This window comes from Paenibacillus pini JCM 16418 (assembly GCF_000576305.1).
In the GTDB taxonomy this organism is placed as follows: Bacteria; Bacillota; Bacilli; order Paenibacillales; family Paenibacillaceae; genus Paenibacillus_AQ; species Paenibacillus_AQ pini.
In genome coordinates this window covers 273,341-292,472 of record NZ_BAVZ01000004.1, presented here as the reverse complement: position 1 = coordinate 292,472, position 19,132 = coordinate 273,341, and the positions used below count along the sequence as shown (strand labels likewise).

Here is a 19,132-nt window from a genome sequence, read left to right as displayed (position 1 = left end):
AAAAAAGTGAAGATCAAAAGCTGTCTAATTATGAGTGAAGATAGATTGTTTTTTCAATATTATAAAAATAGGAAAGTTGAAATGAATCCGCAAAAAATCAATTCGTGTACTAAAAGTATTTTATCAATACTTATTGGCATTGCACTTGATAAAGGATATATAAAAAGTATTTCTGAACCAGTTAGTAGTTTTTTTCCGGAATTAATTAATAAACTAGCAGATACTAGAAAACAATACATCACAATTGAAGATTTGCTTACTATGTCGGCGGGTTTTGACTGGCCAGAATTTGGCGAATGGAACTTTTTCGCCCCTATGGTATTTAGTTCAGACATCGTGAAATATGTGTTTGAGAGAGACCTTCAAGATAGTCGAGGAGTAAAAATGAATTATAATTCTGGTTGTTCCCACGTGTTAACAGCAATTTTGCAGAAGACAACAGGGATGAAAGCTATTGAGTTTGCAAACATTCATCTGTTCAAACCTTTAGAAATTACGAATACAAATTGGTTCGAAGACAATAAAGGTATTAACCGTGGTGCTGATGGCTTGACTATGAGCACGGTTGATATGTTAAAGATAGGGACTTTGATTTTACAGGAGGGTAACTGGAAAAACAGTCGTATTGTTTCTTCAGCGTGGTTGAAGAAATCTACACAACCTTATTACCTAACTTATGAATCTACTGGCTATTATGCTTATCATTGGTGGGTAAGAAACCTAAATATGAAAACAGAAGAAATCAATAGGACAGAAATGATTTTTGCATTGGGATTTGGTGGACAATATATTTGTATAATACCTAGATTAAAGATGGTAATAGCAATAACTAGTGAGATATACGAGGACTCGTTGAAACCATTAAGAATAATTGAAGAATTCCTTATTAATGTATAGAAGGGGATTATATGAAAGTGGGGAAACCCAAATTGTACGTTATGCATTAGATTCATCAAAAACATCGAAAAGACTTGAAGATTTGATAAATGAAGTTCACGATTTAAGAACTGAAATAAAAATACAAAATAACGAAAAACAAGGTGACAACAAATATATAATTGACGAGAAAGTATAAACGCATATTTAAGAACCCCAACTTCATATTACAAAATATTTCATGAGATGTTTTGGATGGTCTAGAAAGCAGTTTGTTTAAAGGAGATTATAATGAATACGAAGCACCGCAAAGTGATTTTGGTCATAATCCTATGTTATACCGTGTTGATTCTTTATTATATGTTTGTAGCTTTTGGGAGAACAGAAAACGTAGGGACAGGTTTCAATTTTCAACTTTTACCAAGTGATTTTTTTAGGCTGCCGAGTCTATCGGATCTTCAACATCCTACTCTGATGGATGCTTGGGTTTTTGGAAACATCGCAGCCTTTATTCCTTACGGTATCTTGATCCCGTTGTTGTATCGAACAGGTTTCTTACGATTTATGATCTTATTCATTCTGTGTATCCTTGTAGTTGAGACTGTTCAGGCGTGCTCTATGCTTGGCAGCTTCGATATGAATGACGTAATTCAAAACTCTTTAGGTGCAGCAGTCGGATTCGGGGCATTTAGATTCGGATTTCGTACGAAAAAAGTCTGGAGAAACATAGCTACTACGGGCATCTCCGCCATTATCCTGTTGGCCTTCATTTGGGGAATCTTCGGGATCGCCGACAAAGCGTTCACAAAAGAGCTTGGCCCCTTCGTTGCGTTAAACGAACTAAAAAACAGCGGTATAAGTTCATCGACAGGAACAAAGCGAGACAGCTTTCAAATTGGTGGACAAAACGTAGAGCCCCAATATAATGCATATAGCACCGAAGGTGAAAATACGGTGACGTACACATATACGCTAGGCAAAAAGGAACTTTATCTCTACTTAAATTTTGGGATTCCCAATAAAGAGCATGCTTATGGGAGTCTTCGTATCTCAGCCGATGGCCAGGAGTATCTGTCTGCGTCTTCTAAAGATCCAAGCGATGAACCGGGGATGTCCTCAATTTATCTTCAGGGAGCCAATGAGCTCGTGATCACCTTGGAGGGGGATGAAAGAATATGGGACATTGGAATTAGAGAGATGAGGCATACCTGGAAATGGTAAAGAAGACTATTATAGGTGACTAAACTAAAGGAACAACCCTATATTACAATGCGAGGGAGGGATTTCGTGGAAAAGGTATCAGATGAAGTTAAATTGGAATCTATAAAATCCTTTCAATCGACAATAAGTAAATCAGAAAATGGATTGGCTCAGATGATTCAAAAAGGTGCTAGTACTACATTAATTAAAAAACGACTCAATGCTCTTAAGATAGGTTTAGCCATGCTTGAAAACACTTGGAATCAAAAACCTCAAATGTATAACCAGAAAGATATCGCAGAAGCTCGAAGTATTTTAGATGGACTATTCCCATCAATGGAAAAGGCTTACGTAAAGTTAAAGGAAGGGAGTCCGCAAAGAACCCTTTTAGAACGAAGAATTAAAGCTATAGAATTAGCGGTTCAAGCTATCGACGATTTTACAAAAAATTAACTTGTGAATAGTTGTTTTTTTGCTTGGAATAACAACAGACAAAATTGAGTAAGAAAATCTGGTTATCAGACCAAAGAAGCATTACATGCTTTTATTAATAAGTACTTAGAAATACGATCTTAGGAATTATAATAGTGAAATGTTTTGAGTATGTCTGACGACCCCTTTCATATGGTCACTTAAGCTGCTTGAACGTTAGGAATGCCAAACGTTAGATGAAACCCCAGAAGTAAAAAATAAAGGAGTTTAATATGGAAATTAGTTATTCTGAAGTCATTCCTTCAGTGGATGAGTATACACTATTAATTGAAAGCACAGGATGGCAAGGAATTCTTCCAAAAGGAGAGCAAAAATTAAATGAGTCTATCTCAAACAGTTGGTATTCTATCAGTGCAATTGATCAAGGCAAAACAATTGGATTTGGTCGCATACTTTCTGATGGTGTTTTACATGCATTAGTATGTGATTTAATCGTATTACCACTTTACCAAGGAAAAGGTATTGGATCGGTTATTTTGAAAGAGCTGTTGAGAAAGTGCAATGAGAAAGATATTTTAATGATTCAACTTTTCGCTGCTAAGGACAAGTATGCTTTTTATAAAAATTATGGGTTTGAAGAGCGGCCTTCAGATGCTCCAGGGATGAGATGGATTAATAGGAACATATTTTAAGGGTAACTTCAGAGCGGCATTGGCTAACATCATATTCATGCATCGTATTCTGACGGTATTCGGTCCGCGAGAAGTGATTGGCAGAGAAGAGGTATCCTTAAAGCATGTATAAAATCTCTAAAGACAAAGGAGTAAAAAGATTGTTTGAGAAAAAAAGACATATTCGAATAGATGCAGAGGGATGGGCGGAAGATTTAGAAGATGCTCATGTAGATGTTGTCGTAACATTTCCCGATTCAACAAGATGGATTTCAAATTTCTATACTATTAAATGTATTGAATCTATGAAAAAAGATTATTTACTGAAAGGACATTGTTTGAATGGCGCATATTGGTGCGCTTCTTCTCCAATAATTATTGTAGATAATATAAGTCGTGACAGAATTGAGCAAGTAATTGACGAATTAATTGTAAATGAAGGATTTAGGGACCTATTTGATTACTTTGGAGCAGTTCAGGAAGAAGATATTTTACGATCGGGGTACCCTGAAAACTTTTTTGATAAAAACTCTAAAATAGATCCTGCATTTGTTACCTATCATGCAAGTCAGTTAGTACAAATGTTAGATCAATCAAGTGAAGAAGTTAGAGAAACATTATTGAAGGGCATATTAGGATATTTCAATGAAGCAAAGGACTTCGGATAACACGATATTTGCACTGCGGTCCATTCGGCCCTTGATCTTCCAGATGTATTTGAGGAAGTAGATTTTGGCAGACAGATTCATTCCCCTAAGATCAGAGCTATCTAAGGGGAATGGACATCGCGAATATATAAACGTTATCCGAAATCTCAGCATTATGAAAAAATATTGTTGAAAGGGGAGGCTTCGATGATAAGAGGAATTAGTTTTGAAATTCCTAATCAATACGGAAGATTTCTTGGAGATATACTAAAACCCTTTGACACGGAGGAATATAGTTGGCGAGTCGGTGGAGAAGAATCTTACTTAATAGTTAACGGTACGTTAGGTGAACCTCTCTTTCCAGAAGAAATAGAGTGTATGGAGGGAAAAACATTAAAGAGTATTTTGGAAGAAAATGATTACTATTTGATTTTTCAAGATCTGAGGAATTTTTTATTAGTGATTGTCAACTTGTACTTTTGGTTGTTGATAGTGCTTACGTAACAATTTATTGCAAGAATAATGAGATAGTTGAATTATTTTACTTAAATGCGAAATATCAAGGATATATCAATATTGAATACATAACTGAAGAAAATGACATGAGAACACGTTTATCTGTGTGGTAAAGAGACAAGACAGAGAGATTGCAAGTAATTCAGGATGGCAGAGAATTCGGCTAACATATTCCAGCTTCGCCGCATAAGCCGCTTGGCCGCCAAGAGGAATTTCGGTGAAGTTTAATTCAGGCTATACATTCAATCAGCTTAATATTAATATTATGAAAAAAATGGATAGTTCGGAGCAGGCATTAGTTAAAGCAAGAGCTAAAGCTTTCGACTTTTTGCTATTTTTGGGATAGTACTTAGTTTATATGCTTTATTAAGAGAAATGTCGAAAAGCCTTAGATGGTATATTTTGTTGCCCACAGTTTTTTGTTGACACAAACTATTAGGGTAACGAATAAGTCATGTGATCAATGTTGTTTCATGAAATAAGGCTGCTCTCAAAGGAGAACAGCCTTATCTTCTATGAATTACAGCAATCCAGCGGATTTTATACTTGCTTTGCTGAGCATAAGAGATCCATTTACTTTAGTGAAGTAGATAACGTTTCCTCCAAAAACAGAAGCGCTACTTCTTTCTTCATTTTCTTGTAAATCTAATGCATTTAGAGATAGTGCGACTTGATCTTTACCTTGAATGACGTTATTATTCGCTCTGCTCGACCGAACTAGCAACGTGAGCTTCTCGGTTTCATATATTCTCCTTCAGTTAAAAAGATAAATTATTATTCGTTTCATTCATCTACAATAAATAAGGAATCCGTTTTATCGGATCCCTTCTAAGATCTATGACTATCATTTGTGGTTGCTTTTATATTACATGTTATAAACATCCTCATTTACTCCGGTTACACATTGTTAATCGTAATGTAACCCGTACCTCCACCTAAAGCTGAGATTGCATCAATTAGTTTTTTCTGATTGGAGTTTTCAAGACGTATACATCCCAGTGTGGGTCTAAGAGGATACCATGGTAGACTTGTATCGGTCGTGAGATTCCCACCGTGAATAAGAATTTCATCTCTACCAGCAGTCTCCGCAATTTTAGCATTGCCACTAATAGCTGGATTAAGCCATACACGTTTATGGGGTCCATAGGAAGATTCAGGTGTGTTTGCTGCTATAACCGTTGTCTCGTATTCCCCAGTTGGAATATCAGCGTATTTCTTCTTCCACTGCGTATGATCGTTGCCATTCTCAGTCGCGTTGGAACCGCGGCCAAGTGCATCAACTGGTCCAAACACGAGAACTCCAGAGGAATTATACATTTTCATAATCCCTTTTTTATCGCGGTTTGTTGGGAAGCTGACCCCGATATGATAATTGTAATCCATTGCAACAACCTCCTTTGATTTGGTATGGTTTAATGAAGGGGACGGCACCGGAGATTCCCTCTCTATCGGGCCTCCATACTATTAAAGTGAAGTTGATTCCAATAAAAACAACCAAATATTATAATGCACATAACATTAAAACTATATAGAAACGTACTTTACAACACACCTAATTAGGGGTTATTTTTTTATCTAAAATAAGAACACTTGTTCTATTTTAGGTTGTTTTTATGACCCGAACTTTACTTTATTAGTAAGAATGTAAAAATACAGGGGTGAAAAAATGGGGCTTTCAGAAGAACAAAACAGAAGATTTCAAGATTATATTCGTAGCCATAAAACCATCATTTCGGATCGTATTGCTCAGGAGTTCTTTCAAATCGAAGAAAACATTATTCTCTTATTAAAAGCACTTGATGGAGATCAAGATGGTCAAAAAGCACTAGAAGAAAAATTCCGTAAATATTTCTTTCGAATACGCTTTTCAAAGTTTCTCGCATCAACCATTAAATACACAGCAATAGGTTATATGAGACTAAACCAAAAAAACGATAAGAGGTTTCAACTCATTTTTGACATACCGTTTAACCAAAATAGCGATGATAATGCCCAAGCAACTTTCGGAGAAATGGTGCTAAGCATTCATAACTCACCTACTTCCTACCCTATCATCTCAAACCCTACTCAATTTCAGTCTACCTTTTTGAATGAAGAATTATCGAATGCCTTTTCAAAACTTTCGAATAAGCAACAATTGATTGCTACCCTCGGATATGCACTATGTTATAAAGATCATGAAATTGCCCGCATACTCGGTGTCTCGCAGCAATCCATTTCTAAAACGAGAAACCTAGCATTAGAAAAAATGAGAATTTCTCTTCTAGAGAGGAAGGGAAAACATGAAAAATGAATTATATGATTTGGTACTTCGTGCCCAAAATGGTGATAACGATGCTTTACAAGAAATATTAACTATCATTTCACCAAAAATACGCTTTGCTCGCACTCAAATCAAACCTGATCGCCAAGATGATCTTGAGCAAAACATTTTAGAGACACTAATTAGAAAAATAATGACTTATGATTTAAATCAAACACCGGATTTCTCAGCATTTTGCCGTCAGAAAAGTAAAAATGTGAAATAATATGCGAGGGGAATTTATCTGCCATAAAATGTAAAAATATATTCGGAAAACAACAACATTTATCTAATATTTTTAATAAATATAACGAAAATAAAAAAATGACTAAGTTGTTGAAGAATTTAGGCAAACTACAACTTTTGGAATTTTTTAGAATATTCATTTATTATTGTATAATAGGAGGAAATATTATGAAGATAAAGAAGACAATAATGCTTGTATTCTTAATTACTTTGTTGCTAACTGCTTGTACAAATGATTCAATGAAAAACTCGCAAAATAATAAAGTTGATCATGGAATTGAAGTAGAAAAGAAGAATGACGGGAAAGTCTCAATTAATATTTCTAAATACAAAAATGATGAATTTCTTAAACAACCTTTACAGGTTCTACAAAAAAACTTGCATGCGATTGTTGATAAGGATCAAGAAGAATTTATGAAAGGGTTTGTAAATGAGGAGCAATCAAAACCATTTTTGTATTTATTAGGTGATGATTATGATTATATTTTTAGTGGTGAATTAATAATTGATAAGCAACAAATCGATTTAGGTAAATTATTAATAATGGTTCACTATGTAAACGTTAAAGATAATCATGAAAGTAATATAGGCTATAATTTTGTGAAGGAACAAGATGGGGAATGGGTTATATATATGATTGATTAAATGTTGGATTTTATAAAAACGATAGCATCCAATAATAACGGAGGTAATATGAATAGTCTTTATATACATTTAGTTGGTCTTTTCATGCTTTTCTTAACTGTTGTCATATTCATCATTTTTTGTGTCAAATTATCTGGTTTTTTTATACAAAGGAAACGATTTCCGAAAAAACTTTTAATTGCTTCCCTGGCAGGAGTGATTGTGATTTCTGCACTATTTTTATATCAACAATACTTTTTTACATTTAATAAACTTGAGGGTGAATTGTATAAGGGACCTTTGAATTCTCCCAATGGAAAATATACAGCTAATGCTTATTATATGACATATGGTGGTGCCGCTGGTGGTGTCAATCTATGGGTAGAAATCACTTACAATAATGAGAATGATAAGAAGAAGACAATTTATTATAGTGAGGCAAAAAGTAACTTTTCTATGGAGTGGAAGAATGAGGATACTCTAAATATCGTGAATGTAGAACCTAAGTATCCAAACTCAAATGGAAGTATTGAATTGGAAGTTGCTAAAGAGATTTATGACGAAAATGGATTAGCATGTAAAAGCTTGTTAATGAAGGATACGTATGAAACTTGTTATCAGAACTAAAGTATTTTGTTGTTAACGATAGTCAAGAGATATACTTATTAAGAGTCCACGTGAAAAAGTTGAATGGAAGAATTTCAGACAAAGAATAGAGTATCCACCTAATAAAAAAACTAGCTAAGGGAAATTGACATCAGGAATACGATAACGTTAGCAGAAATTAATGTAACTTAATATAAGTGAGAGTGAATCGGACAATGCATACCATATTTAAAAATCTAACAAAGAATATTGAGTTTTCAAGTGATTTGAAGAGCAATATTCACCTGTTCTTAACAACTAATAAATGTCCACAAACAGCAGATCATTGTATTGACGTTGGTTCGGAAGCAAGGAGAATTGCATTAATGTTTGAAGCTAATCATGAAGCAGCTGAAATTGCAGGCTGGTTACATGATATTAGTGCTGTATTTCCAAGTGCTGAGCGTATAGAAGTCTCAAGACAATTGCAAATCGAAGTTTTGCCCGAAGAAGAACTATTTCCAATGATCATTCATCAAAAGATATCAAAGGTGATGGCCGGAGAGATTTTTGGAATTACAGATCAAGAAATATTAGAGGCCGTTGGCTGTCATACGACATTAAGGGCAAATGCCACCTTACTTGATCAAGTATTATTTGTTGCAGATAAGATTGCATGGGATCAGTCAGGTGAACCTCCTTATATTAAGGAATTGAATAGAGAATTAAAGAAATCCTTAACCCATGGGGCATTTGCATATATAAATTACTTATGGGAACGGAAAGAAACGTTGAAGGTTATTCATCCCTGGTTGAAAGAAGCTTATGGAGAGCTTAGAAATAAAGTCCATTATTAATTTTTTAGAAGAGTAATCGGAGGAAATTAATGTTAACTGTGGATCAAGATTCTGACTGGACAAATAGTGGTGATGCATTAGTTGCGTTAGATGACGATAAGACGAAAGGAAGGACAGACATGGAATTACTAGTGGGTACAACAATAATAGAATTAATTTATGGAGATATCACTAAAACCAATGTGGATTGTATAGTAAATGCAGCAAACACGAGTTTACTTGGTGGTGGAGGCGTAGATGGTGCTATACATCGTGCTGGCGGTATTGAGATATTAGAAGAATGTAAGGAAATTAGAGCTCGGCAAGGTGGTTGTTCTGTCGGTGAAGCAGTAATTACTACAGCGGGTAAATTAAATGCCAAATACGTAATTCATACAGTGGGACCTGTGTGGAATAAAGGAATCAATAATGAGGAAGATAAATTGGAGAAGTGTTATAAAAACTCCTTAGATATTGCTGTAAAACACAATGTTAAAAGTATAGCTTTTCCGAACATTAGTACTGGAATATATAGATTTCCAAAGTTAAAAGCTGCTCAAATAGCGTTCAGTTCAGTCCAATCATTTATTGAAGATGAGAAGTTTATGGATAGAATTCAGTTCGTTTGCTTTGATGAAGAAAATTATCAAATATATTTAAAGATCTTTAAAGAGAAATTGTAAGTAACTTTAGAACGTCAGAAATGTGTAGTCCACAAGAACTTTAACTGAAATACATGTAATAAAACTCATTCATTTCATACACAAAGAATATAACTTAGTTGGATTATTTGCTTTATTCACCGCGTAAAATTGCCCCTTCTGGGATTTTCTGCTATAATTTTTTTCGAATAATATATGATTGGGGGTTATTTTGATGGCAATTCTGAATTGCTCGTTAGCTAGGGTCCTCATGCAAAGCCTAATCTAGGGCGATACTTTGCGTGGGGTGCGATAGGATAGTCGATCGCCCAAACTTAATTTTATCGTTTCTAATAACGGGCTTTGCACCTTATGATTTTTTATAAAAAATAAGGGGCTGAAGAGCTATGAGTACACCATTTATTAGAAACCATCAATATAACGTTATTAAGAAACAAACGGATTTTCTTTTGAAAACACTGCGAACTGTCGCGGATCGAAAAGTCTTGGAGACTGTAAGATATCGTGCTGCAACGAACATCATTGAAGCAATACCTTCTCTGACCATAGAACAGCAGCAGATGCTGGAACAGATATCGACCTTCGAGACAGCATTTGATTTCCAGAGATATCTTAGCTCATTAGAACCATTCCTAGAGCCATATCCGACGATCACGGTAAAAGAGATTCAAAAGCTATTTCCTAAGAATAAGAAACTGAAAATACCTGATCTTCAATCTATTGACTTTAGATATGTAACCTATCTGAGCTGGGTAGATATTGCTACGAACAGGTTATTCATTGTATATCCGTTTGAAGGACAGTTTATCGGCATCGAGGGAAGAATCACCCCGACGAACAAGAAGGGTTATTGCCTTTTTTGTAATAGACATCAAGAGCTTGCCTTCTTCTTGGTTAAGACCAAGCATGCGAACGCTTCACCGGATGATTATTCTGCGGTTGGTCAATACGTATGTATGGATAACCATAAATGTAATCAAAGTATCACCGAAACAGGATTACTTGAGAAGTTTATTTTAACTGTCCGTAAATAACGCCATAATTATAAATAGCTGCCCTTGAGGCAGCCTATTTATATGTTTCATTTAGAAATGGTTAAGAGACAAGTATCTATCGATTTATCTTAAAGATAACAGATAATGAATGGAGGGGCATCCTATGAGAATCGATTATGCTGTTGAATCAGATTACCCATATATCGTCGAAAATGATAAGCACCTCATAGAAACATTAATAAGACAAAAGATCAATAATCATGAGATATTCATTCTTCGAGATCGAAATCAAGAAATAGGTTGGATGAGGTATGGATACTTCTGGGATCATATCCCCTTCATGAATATGATTTGGATTGATGAAGAGCATCGAGGACAGGGATTTGGTGAAAAAGTGATAACTTATTGGGAAGAAATAATGAAACAAAAAGGATTTCAAAGGGTAATGACTTCTACATTATCTAGTGAAGAAGCTCAACATTTTTATCGAAAACTTGGGTATCGAGATGCAGGATGTTTATTGTTAGAAAAAGAGCCATTGGAAATCATCATGACAAAACATCTTTAAAAGAATCACGACGACTAGGTCTTTTTCAGGAATGAAGCAAATGACATGACCACCATCACCTAGTGATAGGTATGCAAAAATTTCTCCCTCTTCGAGTAACCACCATAGATAACCGTATGAATCGGGGTTCATCGCTGTTGACTACATCAATCCATGTCTTATGGATGATTTGATTAAGTTAACAACAAGGATAAAACGATAATAAAGGAGACTATGATGAGAAAAAATAAATTTACTTCCATGTTCATCATTATCATATGTTTGTTCATTCTCAGTGGCTGTAGTCATTACAAATGGAAGGGACAAAGTTCTCATTGGAGCTCCTCTTTAACCTATACTAGTGAAAATAAGCAAATGAATTTTAGAATTAAATATATTGGTAATGAAAAAAATATTAGTAAATTCTCTTATGTATTTTCAGGCAACAAAATATCAGCATCTGGAAGTGTAGATAAACAGACGACACCTTTCGCGGTCAATTTTATTGGGATTAGTGAAGGTTATGAACATGAAGGAGATAAGGTGAAATTAATTGTTAAATGGAATGGAATGGAAGAAGAGATCGAATTAAATAGATAGTTTATGCTGGGAACTATAGAACTATAATTAAACCGACTTTTCGTTTAACTAAAGGGATATTCAAGCCAGAAATTAAAGAGTGTAATTCATATGAAACGAACGATATTTCAAGCGATCCTATTTTTAGAAGTACTCATCAGTTGATTTCTTGAGCAAACGGTAACGTTCGGATATATTGGTAGTCCATTTGTGTGTTAGAAAATATTTCCTGAAAATGATGGACTGCGATTCAGCGAGTAGCTTTTGAAGCTCAAGGGGGGACTGCTTTGTCTGCTAATATTCACAGTCAGTTTGCCGTAACCGTGCTGGACGTAATGAAAACTCAGTATAAGAAGCGGATTCTATTTGATTACGTCCAATCATGCTACACCGTTTCGTATATTCAAAAAGGAGAGGTATTGACGACATCTCCAGAGGGAGAATTTGTAGCTTCTGCCGGGGACGTGATGATTCACCGTCCTAACGAGCCTTTTAATGTCATCTCCAAATCGGATGGCGTACATTATTTGTTTAATATTAACGCTAAGGTAAGAGATGAGGAGGACTTCTTTAAATTAATTCCTCTAGGTAAGGTGATTCAGATTCGGGATCGAAAGGAGTATGAGAGGAAGTTTGACGAATTGAGGAGTCTGTGGTTGCAGGAGGAAGATGATTTCAGAAATGTTCAAATCGGTTCATTGGTATTTTTTCTACTATATGAAATTGTGGAGAGCACCAAGCTAGGTGGGCGCCGCTCTTTACGAGATCCCGCTATCACAGACCGTTTTAACGACGTACTGCAATATATGGAGGATCGGCTTGATCAGGAGATTACTCGAGAGGAGCTAGCCAAGCGCTATCATATGAATCCAGTCTATTTTAGTAGGGCATTCAAGGAAATATATAAACTGACACCAATGCAAATGCTTCGTAAATTGCGGCTACAGCATGCTAAACAAATGTTGGAGAGCACGGATTATACATTAGAGCATATCTCCCATAGATTTGGTTATTATGACGCTTCGCACTTCAGCAAGGTATTCCTTAGCGTATACGGCAAGGGTCCGGCTGCATACCGGAAAAGTATCAAATTTACAAAAACAAGCATCGCTTCTCCATAGCTAAACCATCCATATTCATTTACTCTGAATATCATAAGCAGATCATTCTGACCTGCCCGCTTGTTGTTTCGTATCCATTTCGATCAAAAAGAAAGGCAGTGAATAACTTATGAGAATCTTGTATTTGGATTTGGATTCGCTTCGGCCTGATCATCTGGGATGCTATGGCTATCATCGGAATACGTCCCCGAATATTGATGCTATTGCCAGAGAAGGTGTCACCTTCACCAATTACTATTGTTCAGATGCCCCATGTTTACCATCTCGTTCCGCATTAATGTCGGGCCGATTCGGTATTCACACTGGCATCGTTGGACATGGCGGCACCGCTGCTGATATGCGCAAAGAAGGGGCGACTCGGGAATTCAATGACCGCCTGGGCATGGAGAGCCTTGCCGCCATATTAAGGCAAGCGGCCATGAAGACCGCCTCGATCAGCACGTTCTCTGAACGACACTCCGCTTGGACATTCAATGCTGGTTTTCAGGAGATTTTTAATATTGGTGGTAAAGGTCATGAGACTGCGGAGCAGGTGCTTCCGGTGGCGCTTAAATGGCTTGAGGATAACGGAGAATCGGAGGATTGGTTCCTGCACCTTAATTTCTGGGATCCACATACACCTTATCGTACACCCGAAAGCTACGGGAATCCGTTCGAGAAGGATACTTTACCGGCATGGATCACAGAGGATGTGTTCGACCTTCATCGGACAAAGAAGGGTCAGCATAGCATTGAAGACATGAATGCACTGGCTAAATCGCATTACCACCAGCATAACAGGCATAATCAAGCTATAGAGAATCATGATGATTTGCGAGTTATTTTTGATAACTATGATGCTGCCGTCTACTATTTGGATGAGCATCTCGGGCATGTATTTGCTAAGCTGACTGAGCTTGGCATCATGGAAGATACGACTATCATCATCAGCGCAGATCACGGAGAGAACCTCGGTGAGCTGGGGATTTATTCTGAACATGGTACGGCAGATGAGGCAACCTGCCACATTCCGATGATTATCCGGTGGCCGGGCGGTAAGGAAGGAATCGTGGATGACGGGCTGCATTATCATATTGATTTGGGGCCGACACTAGCCGATCTTTTGAATTTGAAAGGGGCTCCATCATGGGATGGTGCAAGCTATGCTGATACTATCCTAGAAGGACACTCCGTTGGGCGTGAGTATCTTGTAATCTCGCAATGTGCACATGTGTGTCAGCGTAGCGTCCGATTTGAGAATTGGTTGTATATACGTACCTATCATGATGGGTACCATGGATTTCCAAAAGAAATGTTGTTTGATCTGAAGCAAGATCCCTACGAACAACATAATCTTGCCGAAGAACGTAAAGATATTTGTAAGGATGCCGTGTATCTGTTAAATGAATGGCATGACAGCATGATGGGCTCAATGGACTATGATATTGATCCATTATGGACGGTACTTAAAGAGGGTGGACCCTATCATGCCAAGGAGTATCTGAACTTATCCACACAGGAAGCGTAGTGTTGTCCTCCTTGGTTATGTTATGAACTAAAGTGCAGACGAGAGTTGAAATGGAGGTTGTCCCTGTGTGGGTAATCTCCCAGTTTATAACCTGGCTGACTTTGCAAATACGAGTATTCGCTTCGTTGCTTTTCCATATCAACTTGATAAAGCTGGGTTGACGCGTCAACTAATTGGCCTGTCAAATCGTGAATTCGTGTTGTAGATCGAAGGGTGCCAAAAAAGTAAAGCGGTAATTCTCCAATAATGTGAGAGTTACCGCTTTGTTATCTTTTGACGTGTTGTTCAACGAAGAAGGACTGTCTTTATAGAAGAAATATTCTATTTATGGGACAGCCCTACTCCTGTCTCTTAGATAAAAATGAGTCCAGTGTTGCTTGCATTATTACCAGCTACATCGGCGCTCTGGTAAAGGATCTTGATCCTGAATCATTCGATGAACGAGCAGTTCCATCATTTCAAGACGGATTACTCTATAATCTGGATCTTCAAAATGATTGTGGTTTTCTTGCGGATCCTCTTTCAGATCATATAACTCACCGTAGGTCTCTCCAGTGAAGACAACTAGTTTATAACGAGAAGTACGCAAACACTTCGCATTGATGCCTCGATCATGAGCTATATAAGCGGTAATGGCAGAATTGCGCACATGGGACTGCCTTCCCGCAAGCACATCCATTTGTGACACGCCTTGAATTCCGTAGGCGCTATTCAGTCCTGCGGCTTCGAGTAGTGTGGGAACAATATCAACATGTTCCATAAGTGCAGAGACGCGTTGTCCGGGAGCCATCCCAGGAACGCGAACGATCATTGGAATACGCGTTAAACCTTCATAAAACCAGGGTCCCTTGTACATTAGTCCATGGTCACCAAGAAGCTCTCCGTGGTCGCTAGTGAACAGGATGATTAAATCGTCGTACATTTCTTTTTGTTGCCAAGCTTTGATAATGCGTCCGATCTGCTCATCAATGAAGGTAATCATCGCATAATAATTTCGAGTTATTCGTTTTAAATGCTCCTCATTATGGGAATGTTCCTCTCCTCCGCCCGGCCAATAGCCCCCTTGTCCCTGACGCAGCAGATGCTCTGGACGAAGATGCACGTCACCTGCCTCCCTGATTGGCGATGGAATATCAGTGTCTGCGTACATTTCTGCATAAGCTTGTGGAGGGTCGAAAGGATGATGGGGATCGACGAAGCTGGACCAAAGGAATAGCGGTTGGTCTGTCTTGTGAGAAAGGACAGCATCGATGCTCCGTTCAGCAATCCAGTATGTTTGATGCAGCTCCGGAGGAATTTCGCTCTCCCATACATCGCTTTGAGCATCGGAGGCTCTAAAACGGTCCTTGCTAAATCGCTCCGCCGCGATAGGGTCGCGTTCCCTTAGCCACTCTATGTATTCTCCGATGCAGTTGTCTTCAGTAATATGATGTTCATCGAATCCATAATACGTGCCATCGGTAGACCTTCCGCGATCTCGGTAAGCAGGCTCCTCATACTCTTGTGAAAAATCCCCCTTCATCTGAGGACGGAAATGCATCTTTCCTATACCTATGGTTTTGTAATCTGCTTTCTTTAAATGATCGCATAAGGTGATTTCATCTTCATTTAGTGCGGTTCCGATGTTCCAAGCGCCATGTACATGTGGGTATCTTCCGGTAAAAATGGAGGCACGGGAGGGCGTGCAAATAGGACTGGCGCAATAAGCTCCAGTGAAAAGTGTTCCTTGTGCAGCAAGCTTGTCAAGCTCAGGCGTTAGGACGGCAGAGTTTTCAATACCAAGTGCATCCGCACGCATTTGATCTGTAGTAATTAACCAAATATGAGTTCTCTTTGACATCCTATATAACCTCCTTGTGATTATAATGTACCGTATCACAGAATCCTTTATCAACCCATAGATTCCCTTTTATTTGTGACATAGGTGAATTAAAGGGAAGTAATAGAGAATGTAAAATTGATAAAATAGATTCAAAAGTAGATCGAACTTCATTTCCATAAGAAAGTAACCCGACATTTTATTAGGAAAATTTACCGGTGTGAGCCACTTTGACAGGTTAATTTATTTTACTGTAAAGTAAGATGAATTATATATGGATGGAGCAATGAATGGAATGATTGCAGGAGAAGAAGAAAAAGTGCAACGGAATTATTGGCAATATTTATCTAAAATGAAGGGAACAGGGAGAAGTCCATTACAAATCAATGTAAAGGATTCGATCACAGGACTTTTCGGAGGGTTCTTGACGATCTCTGTCTTGGCATTACTTACGAGTATGACTGCTTCCGAATGGTTAATGGCACCATTTGGTGCGAGTTGTGTTCTTGCCTTTGGTGTTTGGAATGCACCGTTATCTCAGCCAAGAAATATTATAGGTGGTCATATGATTTCGTCTTTCATTGGCTTAGTTATATACCATGTATTAGGATCTGAACCTTGGGCAATTGGCTTAGCAGTCGGCTTAGCCATCGCATTGATGATGATATCCAAAACAACCCATCCACCAGCAGGGGCTGATCCAATCATTATCATGCTGGGTGGTTACGGTTGGAGGTATTTGTTTACACCTGTATTCATTGGATCCATACTGATTGTATTGTTTGCACTTTTAATTAATAATTTGCGTAACGATCGTAATTATCCGACTTTTTGGCTGTAAACAGGGACGATAGAATGAAAGTAAGCTATACATGGTGTAAAATAGCTTACGGAACGCATTAATTTAGGGAACTATATTGGAGGCATATAAATGAGTCAACGCTATCGTATTACAAGAGCATTTCAGGAAAATAGTGACTTGCCACAAACGATATCTTTGGAAGAATGTAAACAGTATTTCACGTCTCAGCCTGATTTTACCTATACATCCGTTTTTGAGGTGACTGGTTCTACAAGCATGTCCATTCAGGGAGATTTTTTCATGTGGAGTTTTAAAGATACGAAAATTCCATTCAGATATTATCAAGGAGATGTATATGTATCGGGTACGAATGAAGCAGTAATTCCTAGAATGCTTGAGGTAGCGGGAGAATTGCGTGCGGATGTGACAGAAGGTTAATTTTATCAATACGTGACAAAAAGTGCATTGTAATCGTTAGATACGTTAAAAGGGTTTGCAATATTGCAGCTCTTTTTTTTTGTTATAATATAAGTGCAATTTAACATGCAGAGTTAGGTTACATAGATATACATTGCAAAGATAGAACTTCCGAGTCCTTATCTTTTCTCGACTATTGGTGAGCTACTTGAAGTAGAGAAATGTTTAAGTTAGCATATTAATGAACACTGAATATTAACAAGTGACAATAGGAGATGTATACCTGATGAAGCAAAACAAATATGACGACGCAAATTTCTTTTCAGCATATAAGCAAATGCCACGTTCCATCAAAGGACTTGAAGGTGCGGGAGAATGGCATGAATTTAGAACCTTATTACCTGATCTGCGAGATACAACGATACTGGATTTAGGATGTGGATTCGGGTGGCATTGTCGATATGCTCGTGAGCAGCAGGCAAGTTCAGTAGTGGGTGTGGATATTTCTGAGAAAATGCTCCAGACGGCGCGTGATCAAACTGATGATCCTGCAATTACATATATCCATATGCCAATTGAAGATATCGATTTCCCGGCTTCACAATTTGATGTGGTGTTGAGTTCATTGGCTTTTCATTACATCGAATCTTTTGAAGCAGTTTGTAAAAAGGTATATGATTGCTTGAAGCCGGGAGGAACATTCATTTTCTCTGTCGAGCATCCTATATTTACATCTCGAAACGAACAAGACTGGTCCTATGATGGTGAGGGTAATCGCCTACATTGGCCAGTAGATCAGTACCAAACAGAGGGGATTCGAGAAACTACATTCTTAACGGAGAATGTGATTAAGTATCATCGAACGATCTCGACCTATTTCAATGATTTAATTGGAGCTGGCTTTGCAATTCAAGCTGTTAATGAACCCGTGCCTTCTGAAGAAATGATGAAGGATGATCAATGGATGCAAGACGAGACTCGGAGACCGATGTTCTTGATAATTTCGGCAGTGAAATAATATATTTAACTGGAGGCAGCTGAGAGATTGGCTGTCTTTTTTTTGTATTCCATCATTTGGAAAACATCTATAGTTTAGCTATAATAAAATATTATAGTATAAGTTGAAAGGGGTAAAAATTGATGGGCTGGAGTGAACTTCGTATGATACCTAACGAGTATAACGATGAATTTCGGGCAATCGATGAGGGGATTTTGAACCTTATGAGGCAGCGAATGGATTTATCAAAAGGCAAAAGATATTTTCCAGAACAAGAAATCATACAAGAAATGGCTACAACGTTTGATATGAAAATTTCAAAAATTAATTGGCTTATGCACAGTCTTAACGATCGTTACCGTCCTGAGTTTCCTGATGAAGCAGTGTCTATCATGAAAAGAGCGGTTCTTGAAGGCTTTGAATACAATATAACCCATGCAATGCAGCATGAACATGGAAGTGTTGTGCATATTGATATTAATAGTCTTAATAGTGAGAATATCAGAGGATATCTTCGGACAGAGCTACTCTTAGACATTCAAGGCGATAAAGAGTATAGTGCTCGCAGAAATGGCTCCAGTGGAGGCGGTGGCAAGACGCATTTGACTTTCATAGTCAGTCCTACTTTGTCTGATGACATGACAGGTTTTACTCTTTCATTGATTCCTTATGCGGAGCCAATAGAGAGTTTTCAAGAGGAAATCATCATTTTAGATAAGGAAGTCCTTTTTGAATAGGTAGGAGGAAAACC

General features: G+C 37.5%; 24 protein-coding genes and 1 pseudogene. 22 read left to right on the top strand and 3 right to left on the bottom strand.

The genetic code is table 11. The features are described from left to right. The first annotated feature begins 30 nt into the window (after positions 1–30). The 6 genes and pseudogenes from JCM16418_RS08530 to JCM16418_RS08500 all read left to right on the top strand — a co-directional run bounded on the left by JCM16418_RS08530 (position 31) and on the right by JCM16418_RS08500 (position 4,455). Positions 31–897, top strand: coding sequence for a serine hydrolase domain-containing protein (locus JCM16418_RS08530; protein WP_081765363.1), 867 nt, complete (start codon positions 31–33; stop codon positions 895–897). Positions 898–1,167: 270 nt separating this feature from the next. Next, the gene (locus tag JCM16418_RS08520; protein ID WP_172679216.1) at positions 1,168–2,097 is read left to right on the top strand and encodes a VanZ family protein; all 930 of its coding nucleotides are present in this window, start codon (positions 1,168–1,170) and stop codon (positions 2,095–2,097) included. 66 nt (positions 2,098–2,163) lie between these two features. Then, entirely contained in the window at positions 2,164–2,529 is a 366-nt protein-coding gene (locus JCM16418_RS08515; protein WP_036647632.1) for a hypothetical protein, read from the top strand. A gap of 251 nt (positions 2,530–2,780) precedes the next feature. Next, the gene (locus JCM16418_RS08510) at positions 2,781–3,200 is read left to right on the top strand and encodes a GNAT family N-acetyltransferase (protein WP_036647630.1); all 420 of its coding nucleotides are present in this window, start codon (positions 2,781–2,783) and stop codon (positions 3,198–3,200) included. A gap of 104 nt (positions 3,201–3,304) precedes the next feature. Then, positions 3,305–3,847, top strand: a complete 543-nt coding sequence (locus JCM16418_RS23640) for a hypothetical protein (RefSeq protein WP_052020137.1) — start codon at positions 3,305–3,307, stop codon at positions 3,845–3,847. A 186-nt stretch (positions 3,848–4,033) separates the two neighbouring features. Beyond that, positions 4,034–4,455: pseudogene (locus tag JCM16418_RS08500) on the top strand (DUF2691 family protein). A gap of 407 nt (positions 4,456–4,862) precedes the next feature. Here the strand turns inward: JCM16418_RS08500 and JCM16418_RS08495 are convergent. Then, positions 4,863–5,066 carry a hypothetical protein gene (locus JCM16418_RS08495; protein WP_036647628.1) on the bottom strand — a complete coding sequence of 68 codons (204 nt, stop codon included), beginning with the start codon at positions 5,064–5,066 and terminating at the stop codon, positions 4,863–4,865. 173 nt (positions 5,067–5,239) lie between these two features. Further along, a complete protein-coding gene (locus tag JCM16418_RS08490; protein ID WP_036647626.1) occupies positions 5,240–5,725 on the bottom strand; it encodes a L,D-transpeptidase in 486 nt (161 codons plus the stop codon). A gap of 283 nt (positions 5,726–6,008) precedes the next feature. Here JCM16418_RS08490 and JCM16418_RS08485 point away from each other — a divergent pair, with 283 nt between their 5' ends. The 12 genes from JCM16418_RS08485 to JCM16418_RS24900 all read left to right on the top strand — a co-directional run bounded on the left by JCM16418_RS08485 (position 6,009) and on the right by JCM16418_RS24900 (position 14,551). Further along, a complete protein-coding gene (locus JCM16418_RS08485) occupies positions 6,009–6,635 on the top strand; it encodes a sigma-70 family RNA polymerase sigma factor (protein ID WP_036647624.1) in 627 nt (208 codons plus the stop codon). Next, the gene (locus JCM16418_RS08480) at positions 6,625–6,870 is read left to right on the top strand and encodes a helix-turn-helix domain-containing protein (RefSeq protein WP_036647622.1); all 246 of its coding nucleotides are present in this window, start codon (positions 6,625–6,627) and stop codon (positions 6,868–6,870) included. The genes JCM16418_RS08485 and JCM16418_RS08480 overlap by 11 nt, the downstream gene beginning before the upstream one ends. A gap of 188 nt (positions 6,871–7,058) precedes the next feature. Then, the gene (locus JCM16418_RS08475; RefSeq protein WP_036647620.1) at positions 7,059–7,535 is read left to right on the top strand and encodes a hypothetical protein; all 477 of its coding nucleotides are present in this window, start codon (positions 7,059–7,061) and stop codon (positions 7,533–7,535) included. Positions 7,536–7,583: 48 nt separating this feature from the next. Beyond that, positions 7,584–8,141, top strand: a complete 558-nt coding sequence (locus JCM16418_RS08470; RefSeq protein ID WP_036647830.1) for a DUF5412 family protein — start codon at positions 7,584–7,586, stop codon at positions 8,139–8,141. Between the two features lie 194 nt (positions 8,142–8,335). Next, entirely contained in the window at positions 8,336–8,956 is a 621-nt protein-coding gene (gene yqeK, locus JCM16418_RS08465) for a bis(5'-nucleosyl)-tetraphosphatase (symmetrical) YqeK (RefSeq protein WP_036647618.1), read from the top strand. Between the two features lie 119 nt (positions 8,957–9,075). After that, positions 9,076–9,618 (top strand): O-acetyl-ADP-ribose deacetylase, encoded by a 543-nt coding sequence (locus tag JCM16418_RS08460; protein WP_036647828.1) that lies wholly within the window; start codon positions 9,076–9,078, stop codon positions 9,616–9,618. Positions 9,619–9,983: 365 nt separating this feature from the next. Further along, positions 9,984–10,631, top strand: a complete 648-nt coding sequence (locus tag JCM16418_RS08455; RefSeq protein ID WP_036647615.1) for a FusB/FusC family EF-G-binding protein — start codon at positions 9,984–9,986, stop codon at positions 10,629–10,631. A gap of 124 nt (positions 10,632–10,755) precedes the next feature. After that, on the top strand, positions 10,756–11,160 hold the full coding sequence (locus JCM16418_RS08450; RefSeq protein WP_036647613.1) for a GNAT family N-acetyltransferase: 405 nt from the start codon (positions 10,756–10,758) through the stop codon (positions 11,158–11,160). 213 nt (positions 11,161–11,373) lie between these two features. Then, entirely contained in the window at positions 11,374–11,739 is a 366-nt protein-coding gene (locus JCM16418_RS08445) for a hypothetical protein (protein ID WP_148298767.1), read from the top strand. A gap of 266 nt (positions 11,740–12,005) precedes the next feature. Beyond that, positions 12,006–12,839, top strand: coding sequence for a helix-turn-helix domain-containing protein (locus JCM16418_RS08440; RefSeq protein ID WP_036647609.1), 834 nt, complete (start codon positions 12,006–12,008; stop codon positions 12,837–12,839). 109 nt (positions 12,840–12,948) lie between these two features. Continuing rightward, positions 12,949–14,346 (top strand): sulfatase family protein, encoded by a 1,398-nt coding sequence (locus tag JCM16418_RS08435; protein WP_036647607.1) that lies wholly within the window; start codon positions 12,949–12,951, stop codon positions 14,344–14,346. Between the two features lie 67 nt (positions 14,347–14,413). Beyond that, complete coding sequence (locus JCM16418_RS24900; protein ID WP_156327212.1) at positions 14,414–14,551, top strand: hypothetical protein; 138 nt, start codon at positions 14,414–14,416, stop codon at positions 14,549–14,551. Positions 14,552–14,731: 180 nt separating this feature from the next. On the opposite strand, the gene JCM16418_RS08430 is transcribed toward JCM16418_RS24900, so the two are convergent. After that, entirely contained in the window at positions 14,732–16,186 is a 1,455-nt protein-coding gene (locus tag JCM16418_RS08430) for a sulfatase family protein (protein WP_036647604.1), read from the bottom strand. A gap of 265 nt (positions 16,187–16,451) precedes the next feature. Between JCM16418_RS08430 and JCM16418_RS08425 the strand changes: the two genes are divergently transcribed. The 4 genes from JCM16418_RS08425 to JCM16418_RS08410 all read left to right on the top strand — a co-directional run bounded on the left by JCM16418_RS08425 (position 16,452) and on the right by JCM16418_RS08410 (position 19,118). Further along, complete coding sequence (locus JCM16418_RS08425; RefSeq protein ID WP_036647826.1) at positions 16,452–17,006, top strand: HPP family protein; 555 nt, start codon at positions 16,452–16,454, stop codon at positions 17,004–17,006. Positions 17,007–17,096: 90 nt separating this feature from the next. Then, positions 17,097–17,405 (top strand): hypothetical protein, encoded by a 309-nt coding sequence (locus JCM16418_RS08420; protein WP_036647602.1) that lies wholly within the window; start codon positions 17,097–17,099, stop codon positions 17,403–17,405. 265 nt (positions 17,406–17,670) lie between these two features. After that, the gene (locus tag JCM16418_RS08415; protein WP_036647599.1) at positions 17,671–18,402 is read left to right on the top strand and encodes a class I SAM-dependent methyltransferase; all 732 of its coding nucleotides are present in this window, start codon (positions 17,671–17,673) and stop codon (positions 18,400–18,402) included. Positions 18,403–18,617: 215 nt separating this feature from the next. Continuing rightward, positions 18,618–19,118 (top strand): hypothetical protein, encoded by a 501-nt coding sequence (locus JCM16418_RS08410; RefSeq protein ID WP_148298766.1) that lies wholly within the window; start codon positions 18,618–18,620, stop codon positions 19,116–19,118. Positions 19,119–19,132 lie beyond the last annotated feature (14 nt).

Coding starts and splice junctions, on each gene's coding strand:
- JCM16418_RS08530 (WP_081765363.1), top strand. CDS start 31: ATGAGTGAAGATAGATTGTTTTTTCAATATTATAAAAATAGGAAAGTT.
- JCM16418_RS08520 (WP_172679216.1), top strand. CDS start 1,168: ATGAATACGAAGCACCGCAAAGTGATTTTGGTCATAATCCTATGTTAT.
- JCM16418_RS08510 (WP_036647630.1), top strand. CDS start 2,781: ATGGAAATTAGTTATTCTGAAGTCATTCCTTCAGTGGATGAGTATACA.
- JCM16418_RS23640 (WP_052020137.1), top strand. CDS start 3,305: ATGTATAAAATCTCTAAAGACAAAGGAGTAAAAAGATTGTTTGAGAAA.
- JCM16418_RS08490 (WP_036647626.1), bottom strand. CDS start 5,725: ATGGATTACAATTATCATATCGGGGTCAGCTTCCCAACAAACCGCGAT.
- JCM16418_RS08485 (WP_036647624.1), top strand. CDS start 6,009: ATGGGGCTTTCAGAAGAACAAAACAGAAGATTTCAAGATTATATTCGT.
- JCM16418_RS08480 (WP_036647622.1), top strand. CDS start 6,625: ATGAAAAATGAATTATATGATTTGGTACTTCGTGCCCAAAATGGTGAT.
- JCM16418_RS08475 (WP_036647620.1), top strand. CDS start 7,059: ATGAAGATAAAGAAGACAATAATGCTTGTATTCTTAATTACTTTGTTG.
- JCM16418_RS08470 (WP_036647830.1), top strand. CDS start 7,584: ATGAATAGTCTTTATATACATTTAGTTGGTCTTTTCATGCTTTTCTTA.
- yqeK (WP_036647618.1), top strand. CDS start 8,336: ATGCATACCATATTTAAAAATCTAACAAAGAATATTGAGTTTTCAAGT.
- JCM16418_RS08460 (WP_036647828.1), top strand. CDS start 9,076: ATGGAATTACTAGTGGGTACAACAATAATAGAATTAATTTATGGAGAT.
- JCM16418_RS08455 (WP_036647615.1), top strand. CDS start 9,984: ATGAGTACACCATTTATTAGAAACCATCAATATAACGTTATTAAGAAA.
- JCM16418_RS08450 (WP_036647613.1), top strand. CDS start 10,756: ATGAGAATCGATTATGCTGTTGAATCAGATTACCCATATATCGTCGAA.
- JCM16418_RS08445 (WP_148298767.1), top strand. CDS start 11,374: ATGATGAGAAAAAATAAATTTACTTCCATGTTCATCATTATCATATGT.
- JCM16418_RS08435 (WP_036647607.1), top strand. CDS start 12,949: ATGAGAATCTTGTATTTGGATTTGGATTCGCTTCGGCCTGATCATCTG.
- JCM16418_RS08430 (WP_036647604.1), bottom strand. CDS start 16,186: ATGTCAAAGAGAACTCATATTTGGTTAATTACTACAGATCAAATGCGT.
- JCM16418_RS08425 (WP_036647826.1), top strand. CDS start 16,452: ATGAATGGAATGATTGCAGGAGAAGAAGAAAAAGTGCAACGGAATTAT.
- JCM16418_RS08420 (WP_036647602.1), top strand. CDS start 17,097: ATGAGTCAACGCTATCGTATTACAAGAGCATTTCAGGAAAATAGTGAC.
- JCM16418_RS08415 (WP_036647599.1), top strand. CDS start 17,671: ATGAAGCAAAACAAATATGACGACGCAAATTTCTTTTCAGCATATAAG.
- JCM16418_RS08410 (WP_148298766.1), top strand. CDS start 18,618: ATGGATTTATCAAAAGGCAAAAGATATTTTCCAGAACAAGAAATCATA.